Origin of the sequence: Silvibacterium acidisoli (genome assembly GCA_022870745.1) — a bacterium.
Taxonomy (GTDB): domain Bacteria; phylum Acidobacteriota; class Terriglobia; order Terriglobales; family Acidobacteriaceae; genus Silvibacterium.
Map to the genome: position 1 here is coordinate 1330589 of CP085323.1, position 23697 is coordinate 1354285.

Sequence of the window (23697 nt, forward strand, 5' to 3'; positions counted from 1 at the left end):
ACCCTGAAGATCCAAGTATGAACATCTCCATCGATCGCCGCGCCTTCCTGGCTGTTTCAAGCCGCCTCGGACTAGCCTCCACGCTGCTTCCCGGCACTCTCTACACCCTCGCCGCCCAGGCGCAGCAAACACAGCACGAGCCTGTGAAGATCACTCCGGAGATGGTCGATGCCGCGGCCGCGCTGGCCGGCATCACCATTACGCCCGAGCATCGCCAGATGTTGCTCGAAGGCCTGAACGATCTGCGCAAGGGCTACGAAAAGATCCGCGAGCTGCATCTGCTGAATAGTGTCGCTCCGGCTTTTGTCTTCGATCCGCTACCGGCGGGCGCGACTGTCGACTCCGAGAAGAAGAAGCCTGTTTACAGCGCCGCTACGGCAACGATGCCTGCAAATCTGGAGGACCTGGCCTTCGCGACCATCCCCGAGCTGGCCGACTTAATCCGCAGGAAGAAAGTCTCCTCGACCGACTTTACCGGGATGTACATCGCCCGGTTGCGAAAGTACGATCCGCTGCTGCACTTCGCCGTAACGATTACCGAAGAACGCGCAATGACGCAGGCGCGTGAGGCGGATCGCGAAATCGCAGCGGGTAAGTATCGCGGGCCCCTGCATGGATTGCCGTGGGGCGCGAAGGACCTGCTCGCAGTGAAGGGCTACCCGACTACATGGGGTGCGGGCGGCTTCGAAAAACAATCCTTCGAGCAGGATGCGACCGTCGTACAACGCCTCGATGCAGCGGGAGCCGTGCTGATCGCAAAAACTACACTCGGAGCCCTGGCAATGGGCGACAAATGGTTCGGCGGACGCACGCGCAATCCGTGGAATCCGAAGCAGGGATCGAGCGGATCGTCCGCCGGTTCGGCCTCGGCAACCTCCGCTGGCTGCGTGGCGTTTGCCATTGGGTCAGAGACGCTTGGATCGATCTCATCTCCCTCGACACGCTGCGGCGTGACAGGTCTGCGTCCGACCTTTGGCTTCGTGCCCCGCACCGGCGCGATGGCATTGAGCTGGACGATGGACAAGCTTGGCCCCATCTGCCGCGCCGTCGAAGATTGCGCGATGGTTCTCGAGGCGATTCATGGCCCAGATGGCGAAGACCGCTCCGTGCGCAACGCGGCCTTTAACTGGAACGCTGACCTTGACTGGAAATCTCTTCGTGTCGGTTACATCGCGAGCGAGTTCGAGGCCGAGAAGCCCGAAGCACAGCACGACGAAAAGCAGCCGCTTACCGAGGCAGATAAAAAGAAACGTCTCGAAGCAGCAGCCGCACAGGCGCGCCGCGATTACGACCGCAGGTACGACCTGGCGGCTCTCGACAAGCTGCGCTCCATGGGTGTGCACCTTCAAGAGTTGAAGCTTCCCGATCTGCCTTACGGCGCGATGTCTTCGCTGCTTACTGCCGAAGCTGCGGCGGCTTTTGACGACCTCACACTCTCGGGCCGGGACAACCTGCTGACGGAGCAGAGCGACGAAGACTGGCCGAATCTCTTTCGCCTTCATCGCTTTTATCCGGCAGTCGAGTACATCCAGGCAAACCGCGCCCGCATGCTGGCGATCACCGAGTTTTCAAAGCTCTTTGAACAGGTTGACGTGATCGTAGCGGCGAGCAACAGCGAACAGCTTGTCGTGACCAACCTGACCGGGCATCCGGCAGTGATCGTTCCCAACGGCCTGCGCGGAGCGGATGCGCCGAAGCCGCCGGCGGTCGATACCGGCAACGATGACCAGATTGGCGGCCCCGGAACTCCGGTGAGCCTGACGTTCCTGGGCTCGCATTATCAGGACGCGAAGCTCTGCTCCTTTGCCCGCGCATATCAACAGGCGACAGGCTTCGAAAAGCTGCACCCGAAGCTTGGTTGACTTGCCGGATAGCGGCCAAGCCGCTACCTTGCATCTATGCCCTTGCTCGAAGCGCGCAATCTTTCGAAAAGCTACGGTGCCGATGCGCTCGTCGTTGACGACGTGTCGTTCTCGATCGCGAAAGGCGCCACGCTCGGGCTGGTGGGCGAGTCAGGCTCGGGCAAGTCGACCATTGCTCGCATGGTGCTGGGGCTGATCGAGCCGACCTCGGGCGAAGTCACCTTCGATGGCGAATCCATTACGAAAGCATCCACGCGGGCCATGCGTGCGCTTCGCCGCCGTGTACAGGTGGTCTTTCAGGATCCCTTTGCAGCGCTCAATCCGCGGATGAAGATCGCCGATATTGTCGCCGAGCCGCTCCGGATTCATCGTGCATGTCCTCGCTCCGAGATTCGGCCGCGTACAGCGGAATTGCTGCGCTCCGTGGGCCTCGATGAGTCAGCGCTGCAGCGCTTTCCTCACGAGTTTTCCGGCGGGCAGCGCCAGCGCATCAACATTGCACGTGCTCTCGCGTTGCGGCCTGAGTTGCTGGTGCTCGACGAACCGGTCTCCGCGCTGGACGTAAGCGTTGGCGCGCAGATCGTGAACCTGTTGCGCGATCTGCAACGCGAGCATCAGCTGACGTATCTCTTCATCTCGCACTCCATGCCGCTGGTGCGCTACCTCTCGACCGACATTGCGGTGCTCTATCGCGGCAGGCTCGTCGAGTACGGCACGGCAGCGGAGATCTGCGAAAGTCCTCGTGAAACCTACACGCGCACGCTATTAGCTGCTACTCCAGAGATCGTGCTGACTTAACATGAAGACAGCATGATTCACTGGGATCTGGCGGGCATCTGGCTCGTGATTGCATCTTTTCTCGCGGGCTGCCTGAATGCGATGGCGGGTGGCGGATCGTTTCTTTCCTTCCCTGCCCTGCTCGGCATCGGAGTGCCGCCGATCCAAGCGAATGCAACGAACACCGTCGCGCTCTGGCCGGGCCAGTTCACCTCGATCGCTGCCTACTTCGAAGATCTGAAGCATAACCTGAAGCTCGTCTGGCCGCTGGGCCTCTCTGCCATCGTGGGCGGCAGCGCCGGCAGCATCGTCCTGCTGCGAACGAAGCAGGGAACGTTCCTGCACCTCGTCCCGTGGCTGCTGCTGATCGCGGCGACACTCTTTTCCGTCAGCGGACCAGTCTCGCGCTGGCTGCAGCAAAGGACACGCTCGCAACGCGCCGCCGATTCGCATCCGAGCTTTCTGCCGCTGATGTTTTTCGTCGCCATCGTCTGCTTCTACATCGGCTACTTCGGAGCAGGCGCGGGCTTTCTCATCATGTCTGTACTGGCACTCTTCGGCATTCAGAACATCAACCAGATCAACGCGCTGAAAGTCGTGACGACCACGCTCGCGAACGGCGTCGCTGTGCTCATCTTTATCGCGCGCCACCAGGTGCTGTGGCAGCATTGCCTGCTCATGATGGTTACCGGCGCGATCGGCGGCTATCTCGGCGGACGCGGCGCGCGCCGGCTCGATCCCCGGCTTGCACGCGCATTTGTCACCATCATCGGCTTTTCGATGGCGGGATATTTCTTCTGGAAGGTCTATCGCTGAAGCGCGCACTGATTTCTGAGAAAATAAAAGCATGAGCCACGAGGGGATTCGCATCGTCAATGCCGAGCAGGCGCGCCGTGAAGACCAGGCCGCGCATGAGTTGCCGCGCGAGATGATCACCCCGGTCAAGGTGCGCGTTCATAAGTCGGAAGGCACCGGCATGGAAATCGAATGGCAGGACGGACACAAGAGCTCGTGGACCTTCGGATGGCTTCGCAATGGCTGCCCCTGCGCGACCTGCCACGATGAGCGCGAGAAAGCAGGCCGTGCCCCCGGCGAGCCCGTAGCAAAGCCTGCGGCCCTGCTGCCCATGTACCAGGCGCCCCCTCGCCCTGACGTCGTAACGCCGGTCGGCCGTTACGCGATCAGCTTCGAGTGGAATGACGGGCACAAGAGCGGCATCTACTCCTGGGATTATCTGCGCCGCCACGGCTGACGCGCGCCTTACTCCGCCAGTTTTTGCAGGGTCTGCTGTCCGGCTGCTTCGGGATCTTCATTCCAGGCTTTTTCTACAAGCTGCAAGGCTTCTTCCACGGTGTACGCAACGAGAATCAGGCCTCGATTCTTCTGCTTCAGGAAACCTTCAGTGACAGCGGTGTCCAGAAATTTCAGCAGCCCGTCGTAGTAGCCGCGGATGTTCAGCAGCACGCAAGGCTTGCGATGAATACGCAACTGGGCCCAGGTGACAATCTCCATAAACTCATCGAGCGTTCCGTAGCCGCCGGGCAAAGCGATGAATGCACTCGCACGCTCGGCCATCAGCGCCTTGCGCTCGTGCATGGTGCGAACCACGATCAACTCGGTCACGTGGCGTGCGGCAATTTCACGATCCATCAGCACGTCGGGAATGACGCCGAATACCGGGCCGCCTGCGGCGAGAACAGCTTCCGCGACAGCACCCATGGTGCCGACCGTCGCTCCGCCATAAACAAGTCCGTATCTACACTGAGCGATTCTGCTGCCCAGTTTGGCGGCAGTTGCGAGGTATTCCGGAGAAGCGCCATCAGCCGAGCCGCAGAAGACACAGATGGATTTCAGTTCACTCATGCGGCCAGTGTAGCGCGTCAACGTAACAGGCGCATTTTCGCGGTCTTCGCAGCGTTTTGATCGAAGGTAGCGGTGTAATCGCAGCCGGCCGCTGCTCCGAGCTGTTCGATTAAGCAGTCAGCGAACCCTGCCTTCGATTGCCGGAACTGCTGCAGCGCGCTGCGCACATTCGCAGCCTGCTCGATCACTAGCTCACGCGAGCGCAGCATGTTTTCAAGCAGCGTCGCAATGGTCGGCCGATCCACTTCATAATTTCTGACCAGCACCCAGACCAGCTCCACCAATGCGATGAGCGAGACAAATCCCGGACGCTCCGAAGAGAGCGAGCTCATCAATGCATTCGCACGTGCAGACTGGGCCGAATCGTCCTGCTGAAAATAGCGGACGAGAACGTTCGTATCGAGACCGATCATCGCGACGCGGATGCCCCTTCTTCGGCGATCGCCTCATTCATCTCCTCGATCGACACCGTGCGTTTCGCTTTCGGCAAGATCCCTTTCAAGGAAAGCACTGAAACCGTGGACGGGATCACTTCGTAATGTCCAGTCGTCTCATTCCTGACGAAATCGATCCGGTCTCCCGCTTCCAGACCGAGCTCTTCCCTAACCTTTACCGGGATCGTGACCTGGCCTTTCGAAGTGACTGTCGCAATCGCCATCACCGTCTCCTTACTTTTATTTTACTCCTTACTTATGGGTAAGGCGTACAAGTCGCGCCATCGATTCCCACCCTGATCAGCGGTACACTGGAGATAGCCCAACACACTGGAAGCCTTCCCCATTGCAGCATTTACTCGAAAAAATGAACCCCCAGCAGCGCGAGGCCACGGAAACGGTCGATGGCCCGCTGCTCATACTTGCGGGCGCCGGCTCGGGCAAGACGCGCGTGATCACGCACCGCATCGCCTACCTGATCCAGGAGCGCGGCGTTGCGCCGGATTCGATCCTCGCCGTCACGTTTACCAACAAGGCTTCGAAGGAGATGGGCGAGCGCATCGAGAAGCTCATCGGGCACTCCACGCTGGCGAAGCCGGTCGTTGCGACCTTCCACTCGTTCTGCGTGCGCATGCTGCGCCGCGACATCGAAGCGCTGCGCATCGGCAACGACGGCCTGACGAAAGATTTTGCGATCTACGACGAGAGCGACCAGCAGGCCGTAGTGAAGGCGGCCATGCGCCGCATGGGCCTCGACGACAAGCAACTGACGCCGCGCATCGTGCTCTCGAAAATTTCGTGGGCGAAGAACCACATGGTCGATCCGCAGGAGTACTACCTGAACTCCGCAGACCCGAACAGCGAGCGCATCGCCCACATCTACGAGGCCTATCGCAAGGAGCTGCGCAAGAACAACGCCCTCGACTTCGACGACCTCCTGCTCGAGGCCGTGCGCCTGCTCAAATCATCCGGCGAAACGCGCGAGCGCTACAACCGCCGCTATCGCTACCTGCTGATCGACGAGTACCAGGACACCAACCGCCCGCAGTACGAGCTGATGAAGCTGCTGTCAGGTGAGGCAAAGAACGTCTGCGTCGTCGGCGACGAAGACCAGAGCATTTACTCCTGGCGCGGCGCGGACATTCGCAACATCCTCGAATTCGAGAAGGATTTTCCTGACTCGAAAACCATCCGCCTGGAGCAGAACTACCGCTCGACGCAGATCATCCTCGAGGCCGCAGGATCGGTCGTTTCGCGCAACACCCAGCGCAAGGGCAAAGAGCTGTGGACCTCGCGCGAAGGCGGTTCGCTGATCGGCTACTACGAGGCTCCCGACGGCGAAAATGAAGCGCTCTTCATCGCCGACAGCCTGCAGAAATACCTGCGTAAGGCCGGGCAGGAAGAAGATCAGCCCCGCGCTGCCGTTCTCTACCGCACCAACTCGCAGTCGCGACTGGTGGAAGAAGCGCTGCGCCGCTACGGCATCAGCTACACGATGGTCGGCGGCTTCTCGTTCTATGACCGCGCTGAAATCAAGGATCTGCTCTCGTACCTCAAACTCGTCCAGAACCCGAACGACTCGATCTCGCTGCAGCGCGTCATCAACACGCCCGCTCGCGGCATCGGTAAGACAACGCTTGAGACCCTTGAACGCCTGGCGCTTGAAACCGGCATCAGCACCTGGGAGGCGATCCGTCGCGCGCTCCGGGAACGCCTGCTACCTTCGCGTGCGCTGATTGCGCTCGACAGCTTCTACCGGCTCATCGAAGACGCCCGCGCCATGCTGGCTCCGGGCTTTGCCGAAAAGCTGGAAGCCGACGTCGCCGGCGAAGCCGCGGAAGACTCCGACACCGGCTTCGATTTCGGCGCAAGCGACGCAGCCGAGGAAAGTACCGACGATATCAGCTTCGACTTCGGGGACGATTCCCAGGGCATGCTCGCGCTTTCCGAGCCTGAGCCGATCGACGCCGCCGCATTCAACCCCTTTGCGGAAGAGCCCCAGGTGAAACACGCGGCTCCGCAGGGTAAATCGAAGCTCGAACGTCCCCAGGCAGCAGATCAGGCCGAGGCCGTTCCCGGCTTCCGCGCGCCGGGCGACGCCGCAACCCTGCCGGAGCTGATCAAGTTCCTCAACGATCGCAGCGGATACATCCGCTCGCTCGAAGAGGAATCCACGCCGGAAGCCTTCTCGCGTATCGAAAACCTGAAGGAACTGGCCAACGCGGCCCAGGATGCGCAGGAGCGCGGAGAAACGCTGGCCGAGTTCCTCGACCATGCCGCGCTGGTCAGCGATACCGACCAGTACAAGCCAGACGCGCGCGTAACGCTCATGACGCTGCACGCGGCCAAGGGGCTGGAGTTCCCATTCGTCGTGCTCGCGGGCATGGAAGAGGGACTCTTCCCGCACTCGCGCACGCTGACCGATCCCAACCAGATGGAAGAAGAGCGCCGCCTCTGCTACGTGGGCCTGACCCGCGCCATGGACACGCTCACCGTCACCCGGGCACGCTACCGCCGCCGCTATGGCAACGATTCTCCCGAAGCCAGCCTGCCTTCGCGCTTCCTCGAAGAGATTCCCTCCCGCCTGGTCGAGGACATGTCGCCGAAGAATATGTACAGCTCGCCCTCCGAAGGCCGTTACGGCAACGGCCGCGGCAAATACGGGCGCGGCGGCTACGACGACGACTCCTCTGGCCGCCATTACAGCTATGAAGACGAGGACCAGAGCTACCGCCAGCCGGCACAGGCCCGTTCCTCGTCGAAGCCGGCGGGGTCGCTCGACAACATCGCGCAGTTCTTCTCTTCGCGCGGCGCACAGGTGCCGAAATCGGCCAAGATTGATGTTCCCGAACCCACCGGCTCAACCGGCATCAAGAGCGGCCAGCGCGTCCGGCACCCAAAGTATGGAGAAGGCGTGGTCTTTCGGCGCGAAGGAGACGGGGAAGACGCGAAGATTACGGTACAATTTTCTAAGTTCGGAGTGAAGAAGCTGGTAGAGAAATTTGCCCAGCTCGAGCGGCTCTAGCAGAGCGCTACTCCCATGGATAAGGATTCGAATGGCAAATACGAAAGCAATTGAAGACGTACAGGAACGCAAGAAAGTAAAGCGGACAGCCCGCAAGAAGGCTGCTCCCAAGGCAAAGCGCACCGTGCCACGCGGCTCGAACAAGAAGAAGACCAAGAAGCTCGCGCGCGGACAGAGCAAGCGCTAGGCTTAAGCCCGCTCCCGGGGTTTTCTCTCGCGGAGCGGGCTACCTTCCGGATACACTCCCTTTCATCATCGTTATTTGAGGAGCCGGACACCTGTCTCGCCAGTCTTCCAGACCCCAGGCGCTTGCCTGCAAATCCATCGACAAGCTGATCGCTGAGTCGGAGAACCCTGAAACACGCCTGAAAAAGACCCTGGGACCGGTCTCTTTGACCTCTCTCGGTATCGGCGCGGTCATCGGCTCCGGCATCTTCACGGTGATCGGCACGGCGATCTCCGGGGAAAAGTTCGACACTTCGTCGATTCTGAATACACCGGTACTGGATTACCTGGTGCACCACACGGCGCTGCTTGGCCGTCCCGGCGCCGGTCCGGCGCTGGCGCTTTCGCTCGTCCTGGTGGCGATCGTCTGCGCGTTTACCGGCCTCTGCTACGCGGAGCTGGCCTCGATGATCCCCATTGCGGGGTCGGCGTACACCTATACCTACGCGACCATGGGCGAGCTGATCGCCTGGATCATCGGCTGGGACCTGATCCTCGAATACGCCTTCTCGAACATGGCCGTATCGGTCGGCTTCGCTGAACACGCTGTCGGCCTGCTCGACTGGTTCGGCATCCACCCCAGTTTGCGATGGATCTCCCCTGCCTACCTGCCCTCGGGCATGCAGGATCTGCAGGGCCACGACCTCTACGCCGCCGGCTGGCACTTCGGCTTCAACATTCCGGCGTTCCTGATCGTCATGCTGCTGACGGTGGTGCTGGTGCGCGGCATCCGCGAGTCCGCCGAGACCAACAACGTGATGGTGCTGCTGAAGATCGCAGCCATTCTGCTGTTTGTCGGCGTGGGCGCGCACTTCGTCCAGCCCTCGAACTGGAAGCCGTTCTATCCCAACGGCTGGTCAGGCGTGCTGACTGGCGGATCGATCATCTTCTTTACCTATATCGGCTTCGACTCGGTTTCGACCGCGGCCGAGGAGTGCAAGAATCCGCAGCGCGATGTGCCCATCGGCATCATCGCCACGCTGATCATCTGCACCATCCTCTACATCGGCGTGGCCGTGGTGCTGACCGGCCTCATCCACTGGGAAAAGCTGATCGACGATGCCGCCCCGGTGGTGAACACACTCAAGAAGATCTACGTCGCTCACCCGAGCGCAGCGCTCAACTGGACGCGGCTTGCCATCCTGATCGGCGCAATGCTGGGCATGATCTCGTCCATCCTGGTCTTCCAGATCGGACAGGCGCGCGTCTGGTTCGCCATGTCGCGTGACCGGCTGCTGCCGACCATCTTCTCGAAGGTCCATCCGACCTTCCGCACGCCTTCGGTCGCGACCTGGGTTGCAGGATTCGTCGTCGGCATTCCCGCCGGGCTTCTCGATATCGGCACCTTCTCCGACCTCTCGAATATCGGCACCCTTTTCGCCTTTGTACTGGTCTCGGCGGGCGTGCTGATCCTTCGCTACAAAGACCCCGACCGCCATCGCGGCTTCCGCTGCCCCGGCGGCCCGGTTTTCCCGGTGCTGAGCATCATCTTCTGCGGACTGCTCATGGCAGGCCTGCCCATCCTCACCTGGATCCGCTTCTTCGTCTGGCTGGCCGTCGGACTGGTCATCTACTTCTTCTACAGCCGCCACCGCAGCGAGTTTTCTTCCCGGTCCTAGCAGCGTTATGAATATCGACCTGCTGCGTACTTATCTGCTCGGCCTTCCTCACGTGGAAGAGACGATGCAGTGGGGCGACAATCTTGTCTTCTGGGTGGGAGACAAGACGATCGGCGGCAAGATGCTGGCGCTGGCGGATCTCTCCGGCGAAGCAAAAGCGGTCTTTTCCTTTTGCGCCGGACCGGAGCGCTACCACCAGCTTCTGGAGATCGACGGCATCATTCCGGCGCCTTATCTCGCACGAGCTTACTGGGTGGCGCTCGAGAGCTATGACGTTCTGCCGTCACGAGACCTGAAAGATGAGCTTCTGAACGGGCACGGCATCGTCTACAACAAGCTCACGCGTAAAATGCGCGAGCTTCTGGCCCAGCCAAAGACCACCAAGAAGAAGCCCACAAAGAAACGCGCACTCTAAATAGGACTCAAAAATGGGTGCCCCATGTCTCGCTTCTGAGACATGGGGCACCCGGCATCCGGCAAATTAGTCGATACGAGTGATCTTTTTTTTGCGAGGTACGAGCTCATGTCCGCCTTTTAAACACTTGCTCAATTCGCCTTCGTACTTGGTTGCGCTACAGTTGATGCACCAATAAAAGTGCACAACGTCTATTACCAGCTTTCTGGGGCTTCTCTTCAGAGACATGGGAGTTGTACTTCCTTAGCGAGGAATTAACGACACAATAGCTAATACCTCGCCACCGCATTTTCCCTAAATTATTGATGAAAGAACTTTTAGAGCCTCCCGCTTGCGACCCGCCCCCACCTGCGGTAGCGTCGAAGCATGGCTGGCGTAACGCTCTCCCTCGAAGGCAAATGTGTTCTCATCACCGGCGGATCGCGCGGCATCGGTGCCGCTGCCGTCCGGCTCTTCCGCGAATCGGGCGCAAGAGTCGCCTTCAGTTATCGCACGGCGAAAGACGCGGCCGACACGCTGGTCAAGGGACTGGGCGGGGGCCGCGATTGCGTGGCTATCCCGCAGGAGCTGGCGACTGCCGACCAGGGACGCGCGCTGGTCGAGGAATCCGTCCGCGCCCTCGGCCGCATCGATGCCCTGGTTGTGAACCACGGCATCTGGCCTCCGCACGACGCGCCCATTGCAAAGATGGACGAGGCGCAATGGCGGCAGACGCTCGGTGTCAACCTGGAGAGCGTCTTCGGACTCACACAGGCCGCCGTCACCCACATGCAGCGGCAGGAGCGCATCCCCGGCGAGCCGGCTGGACACATTGTCTTCGTCAGCTCCACCGCCGGACAGCGCGGCGAAGCGAACCACGCCGATTACGCCGTGACCAAGGGCGCGCTCATCAGCCTCACCAAAAGCTTGTCGAGCGAGCTGGCCCCGCAGGGCATCTACGTCAACTGCGTCGCCCCCGGATGGGTCGAGACGGATATGTCCGCCGCCGCGCTGAACGACCCCGCAACGAGCGGCAAGATCTTCGCAACAATCCCGATCGGCCGGGTCGCGCGTCCAATGGAAGTGGCGGGACCGATCTTCTTCTTATGCACACCCTATGCGGGCTTTATGAGCGGCGAAATCGTCAACGTAAATGGCGGGGCGGTGCTCGTCGGATGAAGAAAATCGCCATTCTCATATTGCTGCTGTCTGCGGTAGGACTCCATGCGCAGGATGAGCCGCCTTCGCCGTCCGCATCCGCCAACTCAAATGGCTCCTCGCAGGGCGACGAGAACTCCAGGAAAGCCCGTGCCGCCCTCGATGCCATGGTGAAGGCGCTCGGCGGCGATCAATGGCTGGTGCTTTCGAACCAGTACCAGGAGGGCCGCATCTCCGGCTACTACCAGGGCAAGCCGACCGGATCCATCGGAAACTTCTGGAGCTGGAAGAATGCGGAAGGCCAGGAGCGTGTCGAGCTCGGCAAGAAGCGTGACGCCATCGATATCTTCAGCGGCAAAGAATGCTGGGAAGCAACTTACAAGGGTAAGAAAGCTTTGCCGCAGGATATCTGCGACGAATACATCCGCCGCCGCGACCACTCGATTGAAGTCGCCATCAAGGTGTGGCTCAAAGACCCGAACACCATCGTCATCTACGACGGCCAGAAGCTGGCCGAACGCCACCTCGCCGACCAGGTGACGCTGATCTCCGCGGCAAACGAGTCCATCACCATCCAGATGGACGCCGACAGCCATCTGCCACTCAGCCGCACCTACGAGTGGCGTGACCCCACTTATCACGACATGAACCACGACCGCGAAGAGTATGCCAACTACCACCCGGTCGGCGGAGTTCCCACGCCTTTCAGCATCACCCGCTTCCACAACGACGACGAGGTCCAGCAGCGCGACCTGTTCAAGGCCGACTACAACGTGCCACTGCCTCCGGATGCTTTTAACGCCGATGCGGCTGCGGCGAAGGTGAAGAAGTAGCGGTGAGAATCATCTGCTCGGAATGACCATGTTCCGGAAGATTCTCCAGCTTCCGTCCTGCTCATTTCGCCACGCCGTCAGATACCGGTCCACCATCTTCTTCCCGTGCGCGAAACGGGCTTCGGCCTGTCCCCATTCGTAAACGAACAGTCCCTGCTGAACGGACCCTGCGCTGTCTACGGAAGCCGACTCCGCTTTGCCGAACCTCGCCATCTCCGCTTTCATGTGCTTCCGAATCGCGGACCGGCCCTGAAGGCAATGTCCCTCAGGGTCGCAGTCGACCGCGTCCGCCGTATACGTCGCCACGATCCGCTCGACATCGCCCTGCTTCATGCCGTCGATCCACGCCTGATTGCCAGCGTCGATCTCTCGGCGCGCGGCAGGTTCGACTGCGCTGCTCTGCGCAAGGCATGTTGAGGAACATACGAACAAAACCATCGTCGCCCAGTGTTTCCTCATCGAGCCGTTCTCCCTCGGGGTGAGATTGGCGCATCCAGTTGTTACCCACTGGCCTTGCAGAATATCCCTTCATCCGGACGGTTGCAATGCCGGTTGCCGGACAGTTTCGTTAAGCCTCCGAGGCGGGCGGAATCGCCTCTGCTCCGCTAAAGCTTCGAAACAAAGCTACAACACGATCGGAAGCATCCGGCGCATAGAACATCTCTGTATTGGTCATTGTGTCCGCGGTCATGCTCTGCATCCGGGCAAACATTTCCGCCTCATACATCGCAATCGCATCAGAAGTCTTTTCGCCGAGGAGGAACTTCGAGAGCACCAGGGCGTCGAGCATTGCCATGTTTACGCCTTCGCCTGCATACGGCGGCATCACGTGCGCAGCATCTCCAATCAAAGTTACGTTAGGCTTCGGCTCCCAATGTTGATTCGAAGGGCAAACAAGCAGCGGACGCCAGATCATCGACACTGCTTCCCTGAAGAGTTGACGCCAGAGCTCACTCCATCCCTTGAAGTGAGCGTGGAACCATGCCACTCGCAGGTCCGCGCTGTTTGCCTCCTCGAGGCTCTCTTTCGCGATGCCGCCGTTCGTCTTCAACCCCGCATAAAACAAGACGCTGCCATCAGGCTTCGTCCCCATGCCGATCGTTCTTTCGCCTCCGAGAGCGATTAACGCCGCCCCTCCGAGGAGATTCCACAACTCGGGTATGGTCTGCCTTGCCGCAGGAACCAATCCTTCCACGAGCGACACTCCGACGTACTCAGGCCTTATCGGAGTGACAAGCTCACGCAGGCGAGAATTTGCGCCATCGCTGCCGATGGCAATGTCTGCCTCTGCGGTCTTTCCGCCTGCAAAACGTAACAGCACCTGCTCGCCCTGCATCTTCGCCGACTCGAGCTTGCAGTCCCATTGCACAGTGCCGGGCCGAAGCGAATCGAGCAGAATATCGCGCAGTGGTCCGCGCTCGATCTCTGGCCGCTTCTCATCACCGGACATCTTGCGAGCATGATCATGAAGAATCGTTCCGTTCGCATCGGTAAGGCGAAGACGCTCGAGATCCGGTCGATGGTTGACCCAAAAGGCATCAATCAATCCGGCAGCTTCAAGCGCCGCCAGACCAGAATCTTCGTGGAGGTCTAAGGCGCTGCCCTGGACGCGTGCACTGCGGCTCTGATCGCGCTCATACACTACAACCTGCGCACCGCCCTGCTGCAGTAATCGGGCCAGCGTCAGGCCGCCCGGCCCGCCGCCGACGATGGCGATCTTCTTTCCTTGAACGGCACCCATGCATGCCCCCTATTTTTCAATCCTCCCACAAAGCGCAGCAGCTCACAGGCTTCCCGCCGCTTTCATCGCTATGCCGGTCTGCTCTTACTTTCTTCACAAAACCTGCGCGTCGTGACTCGCAAGCCGCACCCGTCTTCATTGCGGCCGGAAGCTCGGGCAACGTTCGAGCCGCGACCGTGATTCACAGGTCATATCCCTGCGGAGGTCACGTTGCGCAATCTCGATTTCAGCTCTCTGCATGCGCTCATTACCACTCTTCTCAGCCTTGCGGTCATTACGCTGCTCGGCGTTGGGATACGCCTGCTGACGCAGGTCACCATCCAGCAGCGCCGCGAGCGCATGAATCGCCAGATCAACGAGCGTCTGCGTGCCCTGATCGCCGCATACAAAACCCTGGGCGGCTCTTTCACCGGCGACCTGACTGTCAACCCCGCTCACCGTCGTGATCTGCGCCAGCAGGACGATGGTCCAGCAGTCTCACCGACGCCACTGGACCTGAGTGCGGCCGGCCTGCCGGGCTCGGATCGGGCACGCCGCATCCGCGACGCGGTCGAAGCAGCCCTGTCCGACATCATCCTGCTCGGCACCGAGGAGCAGGTCAGGCTGGCGGCGAATGCCGCGCATGAGCTTGCCACCGGCAAGCTTGTACATACCCAGGAACTGGTGGTCTCGCTACGCTCCTTCATTCGCGAGGCGCTCGATCTCGATCCCATCCCCTCCGATGTGGCGGTTCCGCTGCAAGGCCCGGCGCGACCGTCAGCCTCTGGCGGTAAAGACAAGGCTGAGAAAGGCGAAGGCCGCCAAGGTGGCGGCGGTGGTATGGGTGGCATGGGCGGAGGCATGGGAGGTGGGTTCGGCCTTGGATCCGGATCTCCCCACGAAACTGGCGAAGAAGAAGATTCCGCCGGCTCCTCGGCCCATCACTCTTAGCTTCGTTCCTTCGGCACTTGCGTCAACGGTTCGTACCTTCAATCCACGGTCTACGACGCGGCGGGTGCGCCGGCGCCAGCGCCTGACATGAAATTGGCCCCTCCTGTAAACTCTGAGCACCCCTTGCCGTCTATTCCTAGGCATGGGACACATGGTATCCACGGAGTTTCGGCCCTTGGCACAGACGGAGTCAGTCCTGGAGCTGGCCGATTTTGACGAGGTTGTGCGGCTCTATCGGCCGCGCATCTTCCGGTACCTCATGGCCTCCCTGGCAGATCGTGATGTTGCTGAATCGCTGACTCAGGACTGCTTCCTAAAGGCCTACAACGCGCGCCACCAGTTTCGCGGCGAATCCAGCCTGAGCACCTGGCTGACACGTATCGCGCTGAACCTGGTCCGCGACCACCTGCGCAGCCGGCGTATGCGCTTCTGGCAGAAGACGCGTGACACAGCGGTCGATGTAGTGGATATCAGCGACTGGATTCCCGATGGCGCCAGTGGCCCCGAGGCCATCTGCCTGCAGCAGGAGAAGGTCAGGGAAGTATGGGCAGCTGTCGAGAAGCTCTCCCGGCAGCAGAAAAATGTCTTCCTGCTTCGCTTCGTCGAGGAGATGGAGCTCTCAGAGATTGCCGAGTCGACCGGTATGAACACCAGTACCGTGAAATCGCATTTGTATCGCGCACTGCGCATCGTCCGCGAGCACATTGGGGATGCGCCCAAAGGTGAACTATGACCGTTAACCGTAAACTTCCAGATACTTCTCTTGAACCCTCCGGGGAGTTTGCTGAATCGATCCGGAGCTTCCGCTCAGCGATCCACCACATTGGCGACCACGCCGCCGGCCAGGATGCTTTCAGCGTATGGCTCGCGCCTGCCCGCAAGCGCCAGAAGTCCGCGCATCGCCGCATGGTGCTGGCGTGGGCCGCAGCCCTGGGCCTGCTCTTTGGCGGAGCGCTGCCGCTTACATTGCATTTGAGCCACGAAACGCCCACACATCATGAAGTTGTCCAAAACCAGGTCAAGGACAATTCTTCTGACACCGCCCTGCTCGAACAGGTCGACTCTGCCGTGTCTGAATCCGTACCGGATTCGCTGGCACCGCTGGCGGAACTCGACAACTGGAGCTCAGAATCCAAAACGGAGAACAGACAATGACGATCCGTCCTGTCAAGCAACATGCACTTCTTCTCTCTCTTGCTTCCCTGCTGTCCTTTGCCGCTGTCGCGCCGATGTCGGCTCAGGACTGGCATGGTGGTCCGGCAGGACCACCGCCGATGGAACAGACGTTCCACGCAGGTGGTCACGGACGCTGGTGGAACGACCCCAAAGCGGCCCAGCAGCTGGGCATTACCGACGATCAGAGAAAGAAGATGGACGACATCTTCCAGCAGCACCGCCTGAAGCTGATCGATCTCAAGGCCGCGCTGGAAAAGCAGGAAGCCATCATGCAGCCGCTGATCGAAGCAGACCAGCAGGATGAAAACAAGATCATCAGCCAGATCGATTCGATCGCCCAGGCCCGGGCGGAGCTTGAAAAGGCAAACGCGCGGATGCTCTTCGAGATCCGGCAGACGCTCACTCCCGATCAGTGGAAGAAGCTGCGTGCCTTCGTCCGTGAACGGAGGGAAAGCCGGGACATGGGCCCCGGCGGCGACCATCACGGCTGGGATCGCGGCCCCGGCGGCCCGGACAAGCGTGGTCCAGGCAAGATGCCCGGCAACGGCGGCGGACCTCCATCGCCCCCACCGGCAAACGGAGATGAATAGAGAAAAGGAGCGGGATTCCCGCTCCTTTTCTTTTGCAGCAATTAAGCTTTACCGGCCGGTGACTTCAATTACCCGGACCTCGGGATACTCCTGATTCCAGCTGTCCGCCACGTGGTCGAAGATCAGCCGGAACTCCCGGGTCTCTCCCGGCTTGATGGGATTTGCCGAGACAGACTGCGTATCGACATACGGCTCGTGGGTACGGATCAGGTTCAGAGGGGTCGTTTCCTTCTGCGCCAGTTGTTTCGTGAAGTCGCGGAAGGCGACCTGCACGGTGATTCCGGAAACGGTTTTGTCTCCGTGATTCGCGATCCGGCCATCAAGATAGGTCACTTTGGTCCCGGCCATGCTCGATGACTCGCTCATCTTCATATCCGACAAGACGAGTTGAGCGGCGTACGGATCCGGCGGCGCGAGTCCCGCCCCTCCGGGATTGACCTTCGAACCGTTGTGCCCAAAGAACATCAGCGCTCCGAGCGCTACCAGTACTACAACGCCGGCGATAATCCACGGCGCAAGAGAGCGTGGCTCCGCGGCGGCCTTGCCGCTGCCACCTAAAAACCCTGATTGCTGATTCAATGCCATCAGCGTGATTTTATATCGTGAGCCGGTTTCCTGATTGGATACCGGATTTACGCATTAGTAAAAATATCCTGCTAAAGTTAGAAACCAAGCTGGTGGTTTGGTCCTCTAAAAGACAGGTCAGAAAGCATCCACTTTCTTTCCTGCATCGTTACTTCAACGAAAGGGCTGGCCGATGAACGTTCATACCGACACTACCGGTCTCCGCACTTACGCCGCCAGCCGTCCGCGCCGTGAGGCATCGGACTTTGCGTACCAGGCAGCGACAGTCGCCGCTGTAATCCTGGTCCTGCTGACAGCGGCGATTTAATCCTCCGCGCTACCACTCCATTGCATATTGGGCTTCTAAAGCAGTCGCCGGCTGACGGCTTGTGTCTCGAGTCAGGTCAAAAATGAGCCTTTCGAGCACCAGCTTCTTGTCCGGCGGTTGCGAGCGAAGTTCAAAATCTGCTCGAGCAATCAACCGGAGCGCGCGCGTGATATCGCGGCTCGACTTGTAGCGCCGCGCCTGGCGAATGAGATCGTCCGCCGCAAACGGCGGCATGCGGAAGCCCTGCCACAGCGCCTGCCAGATTGCCCGCGAATCGCGCACGTTCCTTTCGAGAATCACAAGCATCTGCCGGAAGGTCCGGGCCAGCATATAAAGATGCCCAATCGCCGACTCTTCCCCGCCATCGGAAGCATTGAGCAATCCGTGCAGCAGCAGCAGCGCCTTCGGCGTGTCGCGGGCAGAGATGGCGTCGGTCAGCTCATAAAGCGAACGCTGCTTGGCCGCGAGAACCATCGTCTCCACATCGCCGAGCGTGACGTGCCGTTTTTCGCCAGCAAAAAGCACCAGCTTGTTCCACTCGCTGGCGATGAGCATCATGTCCGCACCGAGCGCGTCGGCCAGTTCGCGGGCGGCGTCGGAGTCGAAGCGAATTCCCTGCCGTTCGCTCTCGGACATGATCCACTTCAGGGCGTCAGACTCGTCGGCGCGTGCCAGCTCGACCAGTCCGCACCAGTCGCCCAGCGTCTCTCGAATGCGCTCGTAGCGATTCTTATCGTCCATGTCCATGCGGCGCAGGTCGGACGGGATGCGCAGGTGGTCGGCGACAAACAGGACGAGGCACTGCGGGTTCGGTGAGCGGAAATACTCTTCAATTGCGCCAAATTCTTCTTTCTTGGCTCCACGCGTGTAGAGCGCCTTCAGGCCGCGAACGAAGAAGACCTGGAACGGCGCCATCAGCGAAGGCGTGCGCGCGCGATCTAGAATCTCGAAGATGCTGGTTTCGGCCAGGTCTACTTCAGACAGGCAGAAGTCGCGGAACTCCGGCGGCACCAGTGTCTCCAGCACAGCCTGGCGGCAGCGCTCGTAGAGAAAGATCTCGTCGCCGAGGAGCACGTATCCAGGACGCAAGCTGTTCCCACGGACTTCGCTGATAAAGCGCTCCGCCGCTGAAAAACCCGCACCCATCTAGGCCAGCTCCTGCGTGGAATGAGAAAGGCGCATTAGAACGACTCCAGAATATCGGACACGACCGCCCGGGCAAAGTCATGAGATAGACGCGTAATGGCGGAGGGATCCTCCTGAATAAAGCTCGCCAGATCCTGCGTGGTCTCGTACTGCTGCCGGAAGAGATAGGAGCTGTTCTTGTAGAGGATTTTCCCGTTACGGTCTTTCAGCAGCACGCTCGCATTGATGGTAATCAAAAAGGAAGACGACTGACCGGTCTGGGAATTATAGGTAAGCGGCGTCACCTGGTATCCGGTTACTGTGCCTTCGAGTGTAGCGTCGGCATCCGCGTCGCGATCAGGGACGATCCGGTAGCTGCTTCGGCTGGAAAACTCTTTCACCACGGCCTGGGTAAAGGCGATTTCCACGTGATACGACTGCGTGGTGTTCTTGAAAACGGGGATCGCCAGGGTATGAACCGTTTGCGGCAGATGCGACGCAGAAGTCGCAGGATGATAGCCGCAGCCGCTCAGGGCTCCACCCAGGGCAAGAAAAAGAACAGCCAGAACCGAGAACTTACCGAGCATGCTGCTCTATTTTCGCAGAGCCGGGCCTGTGCGCGACGTTCGGCGGAGGTGATTTCAAAAAGAAAAGCAGCCCGCAGGCTGCTTTTCTTTTTGACTCTCTGGAACAGGTTACGCCGGTGAGGGGCTTCCCTCCGGGAAGCTGGTACCGCGGCTCGGTTCCGGCTTCAGAACCTGCTGCACATCGGCGACCGCGGAACCCGAACCACCCGAAGGCTTGATTGGAGGAAGTTCCTTGCCGTCGATGATGGCGCGGATGTCGTTCGCGTCGATCGTCTCCCGTTCGAGCAGTGCGATCGCCAGACGGTGCATGATGTCCTGGTTGTTGTTCAGGATGTCGTACGCCGACCGGTAGGCTTCGTCGACCAGCCCGCGGACTTCGCCGTCGATCTGGCGCGCCGTCTCTTCCGAGAAGTCGCGGTGCTGCGAGATCTCGCGGCCCAGGAAGATCTGCTCTTCCTTCTTGCCGAAGGTCAACGGGCCCATGCCGCTCATTCCATACTCGCAAACCATCTTGCGGGCGAGGTCGGAAGCGCGCTCGATGTCGTTGCCGGCACCGGTCGTCATCTGGTGGAGGAAGATTTCCTCGGCGATGCGCCCGCCCATCAGGATGGCAAGCTGCGTCTCCAGGTACTGCTTGGTGACGGTGTGCTTGTCGTCTTCCGGTAGCTGCATGGTCACGCCCAGAGCCATTCCGCGAGGAATGATGGTGACCTTGTGCAGCGGATCGGCGTGGTCACGCATGGCGGCGACGAGAGCATGGCCGGCTTCATGATAGGCCGTGACGCGCTTCTCTTCATCCGTAAGCAGCATCGACTTGCGCTCGGCACCCATCAGGACCTTGTCCTTGGCGGTTTCGAAATCGACCATGGCCACCGACTTGCGGTTCATGCGGGCTGCGTTCAAGGCAGCCTCGTTGACCATGTTGGCCAGGTCAGCACCCGAAAAGCCCGGTGTACCGCGAGCCATGACGCGAAGATCGACGTCGTCGGAGAGCGGAACCTTCTTGGCGTGTACGCGGAGAACCTCTTCGCGGCCACGCACATCAGGACGGCCTACGACTACGCGACGGTCAAAACGGCCGGGGCGCAGAAGCGCGGGATCGAGAACGTCGGGGCGGTTGGTCGCCGCGACGAGGATAACGCCATCGTTCGACTCGAATCCGTCCATCTCGACGAGAAGCTGGTTCAGGGTCTGCTCACGCTCATCGTGTCCGCCGCCGAGGCCGGCGCCGCGATGACGGCCCACGGCATCGATTTCGTCGATGAAGATGATGCAGGGTGCATTCTTCTTGCCCTGTTCAAAGAGATCGCGGACGCGGCTTGCACCGACGCCGACGAACATCTCGACAAAGTCCGAACCCGAGATCGAGAAGAACGGGACATTCGCTTCGCCGGCGACAGCGCGGGCGAGGAGGGTCTTACCGGTTCCGGGAGGTCCGACGAGCAGTACGCCCTTGGGAATGCGGCCGCCGAGCTTCTGGAACTTCTGCGCCTCGCGCAGGAACTCGATGATTTCCTTGAGCTCTTCCTTGGCTTCGTCTACGCCGGCAACGTCCTTAAAGGTGATCTTCTTCTGCTGCATCGATAGCAGCCTGGCGCGGCTCTTGCCGAAGGACATGGCCTTGTTGCCGCCGCTCTGCATCTGGCGAATCATGAAGAACCAGAGCGCAACCAGCACGATGACCGGCGAAAACTGGATGAGGAGATTCCACCAGCCGTTGCCGTCCGCGTTCTTGACAGTCACCTTGACCTTATTCTGGTCGAGGACATCGAAAAGATGGGGATAGTTGGCCGGGACCGTGACGTGGAAGCTGCCCTTGTCGTTGTGAAGATGGCCGCGAACCTCGCTGCCGATCACCGTCACATCATTGACCTGGCCTTGTTGAGCATCCTGCAGGAATTCCGACCACGCGATTTCCTGGTCCTTACCGCCGCCTGTGCTGGTCTGAAAGACCCTCCACAGAACGACCAGGCACGCGAAGATGAATACCCAGAAGATGATTGTCTTGACTGTCGAATTCACGAAAACCTCTTTTTCTCAAGCGCCCACAGAAAAGGAGACAGGAAAGGAAGGACCTGCAGGCTCGCACACGGGAGCCACTCCGCTTCGCATCTGCTTTGCTGCATTAGACGCCTCGGCCGGGGTGACGTCTCAATTGATTTTCTAAACTTGTAAGGCCCAGGCTCGCGGACATCTGCAACTTGCAATTTATTCTACTCCCTCCGTCAGACGACGGAAGATGCAACCTTCGTGCCATGCTGAATATTATCGGCACGGTACTGCGAAAAACGACTTTTCTTCCGCCCCCTCGCCTACCACATTCCCACGGATGACCATGCGGTCAAATGGCAGATCTCAACCGCCCCATGCGATCGAAATGCCTGCCGGAGAATTCGATGGCGAATCGCCGCCAGATTCACTTATAAAGCTACACGAATCGCGATTTTATTCGATGTGAGTCATGGAATTCGACGTCACACCGGAGGTTTTCCGTGCGAATTTGCCCCCGCCTGTCTCTTTTGCTCACCTTATGGGCATTAGCCGCCTCTCACCTGTTCGCGCAAGGCCGCTTTCTTGACAGTTGGCAGGATCGAGCCAGCCGGACGCAGGCAGAGCAGCCTCACTGGGTTACCCCGATCGTGACCGTCACGCCTCGGCTGGAACAGGAATTTAGAACCGATTTCGTGCGCCAGATCACTCCAACTCATACCAACAGCTGGAATTATGGCAACAGCAAGGGCCTCGAGCTGATTCCGTCGCGCCATATCGAGCTGATTGCGAATGTGCCGCCGTACATCCAGCACAACTCCTCTGCCAGGGACGGGTTCGGCGACGTCGCCTTCCTGATGAAGTACCGCTTTTTTGCCCGAGATGAGGAGCACGGGAACGCCATCGTCACCGGCTTTCTCGGCGCGACGATTCCTACAGGAAGTTATTCGAACGGGAGTACGGATGCCACGGTGACTCCCACTTTGGCGGCTGGCAAGGGATTTGGCAGATTCGATGTACAGGCGACCGCGGGAGCGGCATTTCCTACGGCCGATGTGAAGAAGCTCGGCCGTCCCATCGCATGGAACACGACGCTGCAATACCGGGCGGATAAGCACTGGTGGCCGGAGGTGGAGTTCAACACCACTTTTTATGAAGGCGGCCCGAACGACGGGAAGATTCAGAACTTCGTGATGCCGGGAATCGTGGGGCGATTCCCGCTTCGAAAACGATTAGGCCTGACCTTCGGAGCGGGTATGCAGATTGCGACCTCCGCATACCACTCCTACAATCATGGGCTTGTATTTACGGCACGAATGCCTTTTTAAGGCGACTGGAACTATTCGGTGACGACGGCCTTGACGAGGTTACGAGGCGAGTCGACGTTGACGCCGTGCTGAATCGCCGTGAAGTAAGCGAAGAGCTGGAGCGGAACGACTTCGAGCAGCGGCAGCAGGAACTCGTCGACCGCCGGTACGGCAACCGAATGCTGGCTGAGCGAGGCGGCTTCCTCGTCGCCTTCAGAGACGACGGAGATAATGCTCGCACCCTGCGCCTTCATGTCGCGCATCAGCTGCAAGGTCTTCTGGTAACGCAGCACCGAGTCAGGATCGGTCACGTCGCGGGTGGCGAGCACGACCAGCGGCGAGTCTGCGCCAACCAGTGCATTCGGCCCATGCTTCAGTTCACCCGCCGGGTAACCTTCGGCCTGGACGTATGCCGATTCCTTCAGCTTGAGAGCGCCTTCACGGGCGATGGGGTAATGAATGGCGCGGCCGAGGAAAAGAAAGCCCTTCGCCGACTTCGTTGCCGTAGCGATCTCTTCGAGCTTCGTTTCCCACGACGGCAGAACCGCGGCCAGCTTCGCGGGGAGCTTTCCAAGCTGCTCGAGGTGCGAGGCGGTGGTGTGCGCGGTCATGCGTCCGCTGAGGCGCGAGATATAGAGGGTAAGCAGATAAAGCACGCTGAGCTGCGTGGTAAAGCTCTTGGTGGCGGGAATGGCCTTTTCCTTGCCGGCGATGGTCGGCAGCGACGAATCCGCTTCGCGCGCCATGGTGGAACCGGCGTTGTTGGTAATCGCGGCAGTAGCCAGTCCGCGGGACTTGGCTTCGCGAAGCGCGGCGAGGGTGTCGGCGGTTTCGCCGGACTGCGAAATTACGAGGACACCGGGATCATGCAGCGTGTGGGTCGAGCGATAGCAGTATTCGCTGGCGTACTCGACATCGACGGCCAGACCTGCGTAGTCCTCGAGCATGATCTCGCCGGAGAGGCCGGCGTGGCGGCTCGATCCGCTGGCAGCGATAACCAGGCGCTGACGTCCACGGAAGATCTCGGCAATATTCGGAAAAGCTTCGGCCTTCAGGTGTCCGCCCGGTGCGTAATGATCGATGGTTGCAGCCAGGGCATCGGGCTGCTCATAAATTTCCTGGATCATAGCGTGCGGAAAACTGCGTGACATGGAGTTCCTTTCCTTTTGG

Annotated in this window: 26 protein-coding genes; 16 read left to right on the forward strand and 10 right to left on the reverse strand. The window is 60.1% G+C overall.

Features of this window, described 5'->3' with window-relative positions:
* Positions 1–17: 17 nt before the first annotated feature.
* Genes LJD29_RS05415 through LJD29_RS05430 form a run of 4 tightly spaced genes read left to right on the forward strand, consistent with a single transcriptional unit; the run spans position 18 to position 3891 of the window.
* Positions 18–1862, forward strand: a complete 1845-nt coding sequence (locus LJD29_RS05415) for an amidase (RefSeq protein ID WP_446744738.1) — start codon at positions 18–20, stop codon at positions 1860–1862.
* Positions 1863–1898: 36 nt separating this feature from the next.
* On the forward strand, positions 1899–2660 hold the full coding sequence (locus tag LJD29_RS05420; RefSeq protein ID WP_446744739.1) for an ATP-binding cassette domain-containing protein: 762 nt from the start codon (positions 1899–1901) through the stop codon (positions 2658–2660).
* Positions 2661–2672: 12 nt separating this feature from the next.
* Entirely contained in the window at positions 2673–3455 is a 783-nt protein-coding gene (locus LJD29_RS05425) for a sulfite exporter TauE/SafE family protein (RefSeq protein ID WP_446744740.1), read from the forward strand.
* Positions 3456–3486: 31 nt separating this feature from the next.
* On the forward strand, positions 3487–3891 hold the full coding sequence (locus LJD29_RS05430; RefSeq protein WP_446744741.1) for a DUF971 domain-containing protein: 405 nt from the start codon (positions 3487–3489) through the stop codon (positions 3889–3891).
* Positions 3892–3899: 8 nt separating this feature from the next.
* Here LJD29_RS05430 and LJD29_RS05435 read toward each other — a convergent pair whose 3' ends face one another.
* The 3 genes from LJD29_RS05435 to LJD29_RS05445 are packed head-to-tail and all read right to left on the reverse strand — an operon-like array spanning position 3900 to position 5160.
* A complete protein-coding gene (locus LJD29_RS05435) occupies positions 3900–4502 on the reverse strand; it encodes an LOG family protein (RefSeq protein WP_446744742.1) in 603 nt (200 codons plus the stop codon).
* Between the two features lie 17 nt (positions 4503–4519).
* Positions 4520–4915, reverse strand: coding sequence for a type II toxin-antitoxin system VapC family toxin (locus LJD29_RS05440; protein WP_446744743.1), 396 nt, complete (start codon positions 4913–4915; stop codon positions 4520–4522).
* Positions 4912–5160: an AbrB/MazE/SpoVT family DNA-binding domain-containing protein gene (locus tag LJD29_RS05445; protein ID WP_446744744.1), complete on the reverse strand. Its 249-nt coding sequence runs from the start codon at positions 5158–5160 to the stop codon at positions 4912–4914. Before LJD29_RS05445 ends, LJD29_RS05440 begins: the two co-directional genes overlap by 4 nt.
* Before the next feature lie 143 nt (positions 5161–5303).
* On the opposite strand from LJD29_RS05445, the gene LJD29_RS05450 reads away from it, so the two are divergent.
* The 6 genes from LJD29_RS05450 (at position 5304) to LJD29_RS05475 (ending at position 12190) form a co-directional block, all read left to right on the forward strand.
* Entirely contained in the window at positions 5304–7961 is a 2658-nt protein-coding gene (locus tag LJD29_RS05450) for an ATP-dependent helicase (RefSeq protein ID WP_446744745.1), read from the forward strand.
* A gap of 31 nt (positions 7962–7992) precedes the next feature.
* A complete protein-coding gene (locus tag LJD29_RS05455; RefSeq protein WP_446744746.1) occupies positions 7993–8148 on the forward strand; it encodes a hypothetical protein in 156 nt (51 codons plus the stop codon).
* A 145-nt stretch (positions 8149–8293) separates the two neighbouring features.
* Positions 8294–9805, forward strand: a complete 1512-nt coding sequence (locus LJD29_RS05460) for an amino acid permease (protein ID WP_446745880.1) — start codon at positions 8294–8296, stop codon at positions 9803–9805.
* 7 nt (positions 9806–9812) lie between these two features.
* Positions 9813–10220, forward strand: coding sequence for an MmcQ/YjbR family DNA-binding protein (locus LJD29_RS05465; RefSeq protein WP_446744747.1), 408 nt, complete (start codon positions 9813–9815; stop codon positions 10218–10220).
* A gap of 366 nt (positions 10221–10586) precedes the next feature.
* Positions 10587–11378, forward strand: coding sequence for an SDR family NAD(P)-dependent oxidoreductase (locus LJD29_RS05470; protein WP_446744748.1), 792 nt, complete (start codon positions 10587–10589; stop codon positions 11376–11378).
* A complete protein-coding gene (locus tag LJD29_RS05475; protein ID WP_446744749.1) occupies positions 11375–12190 on the forward strand; it encodes a hypothetical protein in 816 nt (271 codons plus the stop codon). Before LJD29_RS05470 ends, LJD29_RS05475 begins: the two co-directional genes overlap by 4 nt.
* A gap of 9 nt (positions 12191–12199) precedes the next feature.
* Here the strand turns inward: LJD29_RS05475 and LJD29_RS05480 are convergent, their stop codons facing one another.
* The gene (locus tag LJD29_RS05480) at positions 12200–12628 is read right to left on the reverse strand and encodes a YybH family protein (RefSeq protein ID WP_446744750.1); all 429 of its coding nucleotides are present in this window, start codon (positions 12626–12628) and stop codon (positions 12200–12202) included.
* Positions 12629–12758: 130 nt separating this feature from the next.
* The gene (locus LJD29_RS05485) at positions 12759–13931 is read right to left on the reverse strand and encodes an FAD-dependent oxidoreductase (protein WP_446744751.1); all 1173 of its coding nucleotides are present in this window, start codon (positions 13929–13931) and stop codon (positions 12759–12761) included.
* Between the two features lie 210 nt (positions 13932–14141).
* Between LJD29_RS05485 and LJD29_RS05490 the strand changes: the two genes are divergently transcribed.
* The 4 genes from LJD29_RS05490 (at position 14142) to LJD29_RS05505 (ending at position 16627) form a co-directional block, all read left to right on the forward strand.
* Entirely contained in the window at positions 14142–14861 is a 720-nt protein-coding gene (locus LJD29_RS05490) for a hypothetical protein (protein ID WP_446744752.1), read from the forward strand.
* A 175-nt stretch (positions 14862–15036) separates the two neighbouring features.
* Positions 15037–15594: an RNA polymerase sigma factor gene (locus LJD29_RS05495; protein ID WP_446744753.1), complete on the forward strand. Its 558-nt coding sequence runs from the start codon at positions 15037–15039 to the stop codon at positions 15592–15594.
* Positions 15591–16016 carry a hypothetical protein gene (locus tag LJD29_RS05500; RefSeq protein ID WP_446744754.1) on the forward strand — a complete coding sequence of 142 codons (426 nt, stop codon included), beginning with the start codon at positions 15591–15593 and terminating at the stop codon, positions 16014–16016. The genes LJD29_RS05495 and LJD29_RS05500 overlap by 4 nt, the downstream gene beginning before the upstream one ends.
* Entirely contained in the window at positions 16013–16627 is a 615-nt protein-coding gene (locus tag LJD29_RS05505; protein WP_446744755.1) for a Spy/CpxP family protein refolding chaperone, read from the forward strand. Before LJD29_RS05500 ends, LJD29_RS05505 begins: the two co-directional genes overlap by 4 nt.
* Positions 16628–16675: 48 nt before the next feature.
* On the opposite strand, the gene LJD29_RS05510 is transcribed toward LJD29_RS05505, so the two are convergent.
* Positions 16676–17212 carry a DUF2393 family protein gene (locus tag LJD29_RS05510; RefSeq protein WP_446744756.1) on the reverse strand — a complete coding sequence of 179 codons (537 nt, stop codon included), beginning with the start codon at positions 17210–17212 and terminating at the stop codon, positions 16676–16678.
* Between the two features lie 172 nt (positions 17213–17384).
* Here LJD29_RS05510 and LJD29_RS05515 point away from each other — a divergent pair, with 172 nt between their 5' ends.
* Positions 17385–17519 carry a hypothetical protein gene (locus LJD29_RS05515; RefSeq protein ID WP_446744757.1) on the forward strand — a complete coding sequence of 45 codons (135 nt, stop codon included), beginning with the start codon at positions 17385–17387 and terminating at the stop codon, positions 17517–17519.
* Between the two features lie 9 nt (positions 17520–17528).
* On the opposite strand, the gene holA is transcribed toward LJD29_RS05515, so the two are convergent.
* The 3 genes from holA to ftsH all read right to left on the reverse strand — a co-directional run bounded on the left by holA (position 17529) and on the right by ftsH (position 21253).
* The gene (gene holA, locus LJD29_RS05520; RefSeq protein WP_446744758.1) at positions 17529–18665 is read right to left on the reverse strand and encodes a DNA polymerase III subunit delta; all 1137 of its coding nucleotides are present in this window, start codon (positions 18663–18665) and stop codon (positions 17529–17531) included.
* A 35-nt stretch (positions 18666–18700) separates the two neighbouring features.
* Entirely contained in the window at positions 18701–19231 is a 531-nt protein-coding gene (gene lptE, locus LJD29_RS05525) for an LPS assembly lipoprotein LptE (protein WP_446744759.1), read from the reverse strand.
* Between the two features lie 108 nt (positions 19232–19339).
* The gene (gene ftsH / locus LJD29_RS05530; protein WP_446744760.1) at positions 19340–21253 is read right to left on the reverse strand and encodes an ATP-dependent zinc metalloprotease FtsH; all 1914 of its coding nucleotides are present in this window, start codon (positions 21251–21253) and stop codon (positions 19340–19342) included.
* Positions 21254–21723: 470 nt separating this feature from the next.
* On the opposite strand from ftsH, the gene LJD29_RS05535 reads away from it, so the two are divergent.
* A complete protein-coding gene (locus LJD29_RS05535; RefSeq protein WP_446744761.1) occupies positions 21724–22548 on the forward strand; it encodes a hypothetical protein in 825 nt (274 codons plus the stop codon).
* An 11-nt stretch (positions 22549–22559) separates the two neighbouring features.
* Here LJD29_RS05535 and LJD29_RS05540 read toward each other — a convergent pair whose 3' ends face one another.
* Positions 22560–23678 carry an SIS domain-containing protein gene (locus tag LJD29_RS05540; RefSeq protein WP_446744762.1) on the reverse strand — a complete coding sequence of 373 codons (1119 nt, stop codon included), beginning with the start codon at positions 23676–23678 and terminating at the stop codon, positions 22560–22562.
* Between the last annotated feature and the right edge of the window lie 19 nt (positions 23679–23697).

Bases quoted from the DNA above. Each gene is read 5' to 3' on its own strand.
- LJD29_RS05415 (WP_446744738.1), top strand. From the start codon at position 18: ATGAACATCTCCATCGATCGCCGCGCCTTCCTGGCTGTTTCAAGCCGC.
- LJD29_RS05445 (WP_446744744.1), bottom strand. From the start codon at position 5,160: ATGGCGATTGCGACAGTCACTTCGAAAGGCCAGGTCACGATCCCGGTA.
- LJD29_RS05455 (WP_446744746.1), top strand. From the start codon at position 7,993: ATGGCAAATACGAAAGCAATTGAAGACGTACAGGAACGCAAGAAAGTA.
- LJD29_RS05425 (WP_446744740.1), top strand. From the start codon at position 2,673: ATGATTCACTGGGATCTGGCGGGCATCTGGCTCGTGATTGCATCTTTT.
- LJD29_RS05505 (WP_446744755.1), top strand. From the start codon at position 16,013: ATGACGATCCGTCCTGTCAAGCAACATGCACTTCTTCTCTCTCTTGCT.
- LJD29_RS05475 (WP_446744749.1), top strand. From the start codon at position 11,375: ATGAAGAAAATCGCCATTCTCATATTGCTGCTGTCTGCGGTAGGACTC.
- holA (WP_446744758.1), bottom strand. From the start codon at position 18,665: ATGGGTGCGGGTTTTTCAGCGGCGGAGCGCTTTATCAGCGAAGTCCGT.
- LJD29_RS05500 (WP_446744754.1), top strand. From the start codon at position 15,591: ATGACCGTTAACCGTAAACTTCCAGATACTTCTCTTGAACCCTCCGGG.
- LJD29_RS05440 (WP_446744743.1), bottom strand. From the start codon at position 4,915: ATGATCGGTCTCGATACGAACGTTCTCGTCCGCTATTTTCAGCAGGAC.
- LJD29_RS05510 (WP_446744756.1), bottom strand. From the start codon at position 17,212: ATGGCATTGAATCAGCAATCAGGGTTTTTAGGTGGCAGCGGCAAGGCC.
- LJD29_RS05470 (WP_446744748.1), top strand. From the start codon at position 10,587: ATGGCTGGCGTAACGCTCTCCCTCGAAGGCAAATGTGTTCTCATCACC.
- LJD29_RS05420 (WP_446744739.1), top strand. From the start codon at position 1,899: ATGCCCTTGCTCGAAGCGCGCAATCTTTCGAAAAGCTACGGTGCCGAT.
- LJD29_RS05450 (WP_446744745.1), top strand. From the start codon at position 5,304: ATGAACCCCCAGCAGCGCGAGGCCACGGAAACGGTCGATGGCCCGCTG.
- LJD29_RS05485 (WP_446744751.1), bottom strand. From the start codon at position 13,931: ATGGGTGCCGTTCAAGGAAAGAAGATCGCCATCGTCGGCGGCGGGCCG.
- LJD29_RS05435 (WP_446744742.1), bottom strand. From the start codon at position 4,502: ATGAGTGAACTGAAATCCATCTGTGTCTTCTGCGGCTCGGCTGATGGC.
- LJD29_RS05540 (WP_446744762.1), bottom strand. From the start codon at position 23,678: ATGTCACGCAGTTTTCCGCACGCTATGATCCAGGAAATTTATGAGCAG.
- LJD29_RS05430 (WP_446744741.1), top strand. From the start codon at position 3,487: ATGAGCCACGAGGGGATTCGCATCGTCAATGCCGAGCAGGCGCGCCGT.
- LJD29_RS05515 (WP_446744757.1), top strand. From the start codon at position 17,385: ATGAACGTTCATACCGACACTACCGGTCTCCGCACTTACGCCGCCAGC.
- LJD29_RS05480 (WP_446744750.1), bottom strand. From the start codon at position 12,628: ATGGTTTTGTTCGTATGTTCCTCAACATGCCTTGCGCAGAGCAGCGCA.
- lptE (WP_446744759.1), bottom strand. From the start codon at position 19,231: ATGCTCGGTAAGTTCTCGGTTCTGGCTGTTCTTTTTCTTGCCCTGGGT.
- LJD29_RS05465 (WP_446744747.1), top strand. From the start codon at position 9,813: ATGAATATCGACCTGCTGCGTACTTATCTGCTCGGCCTTCCTCACGTG.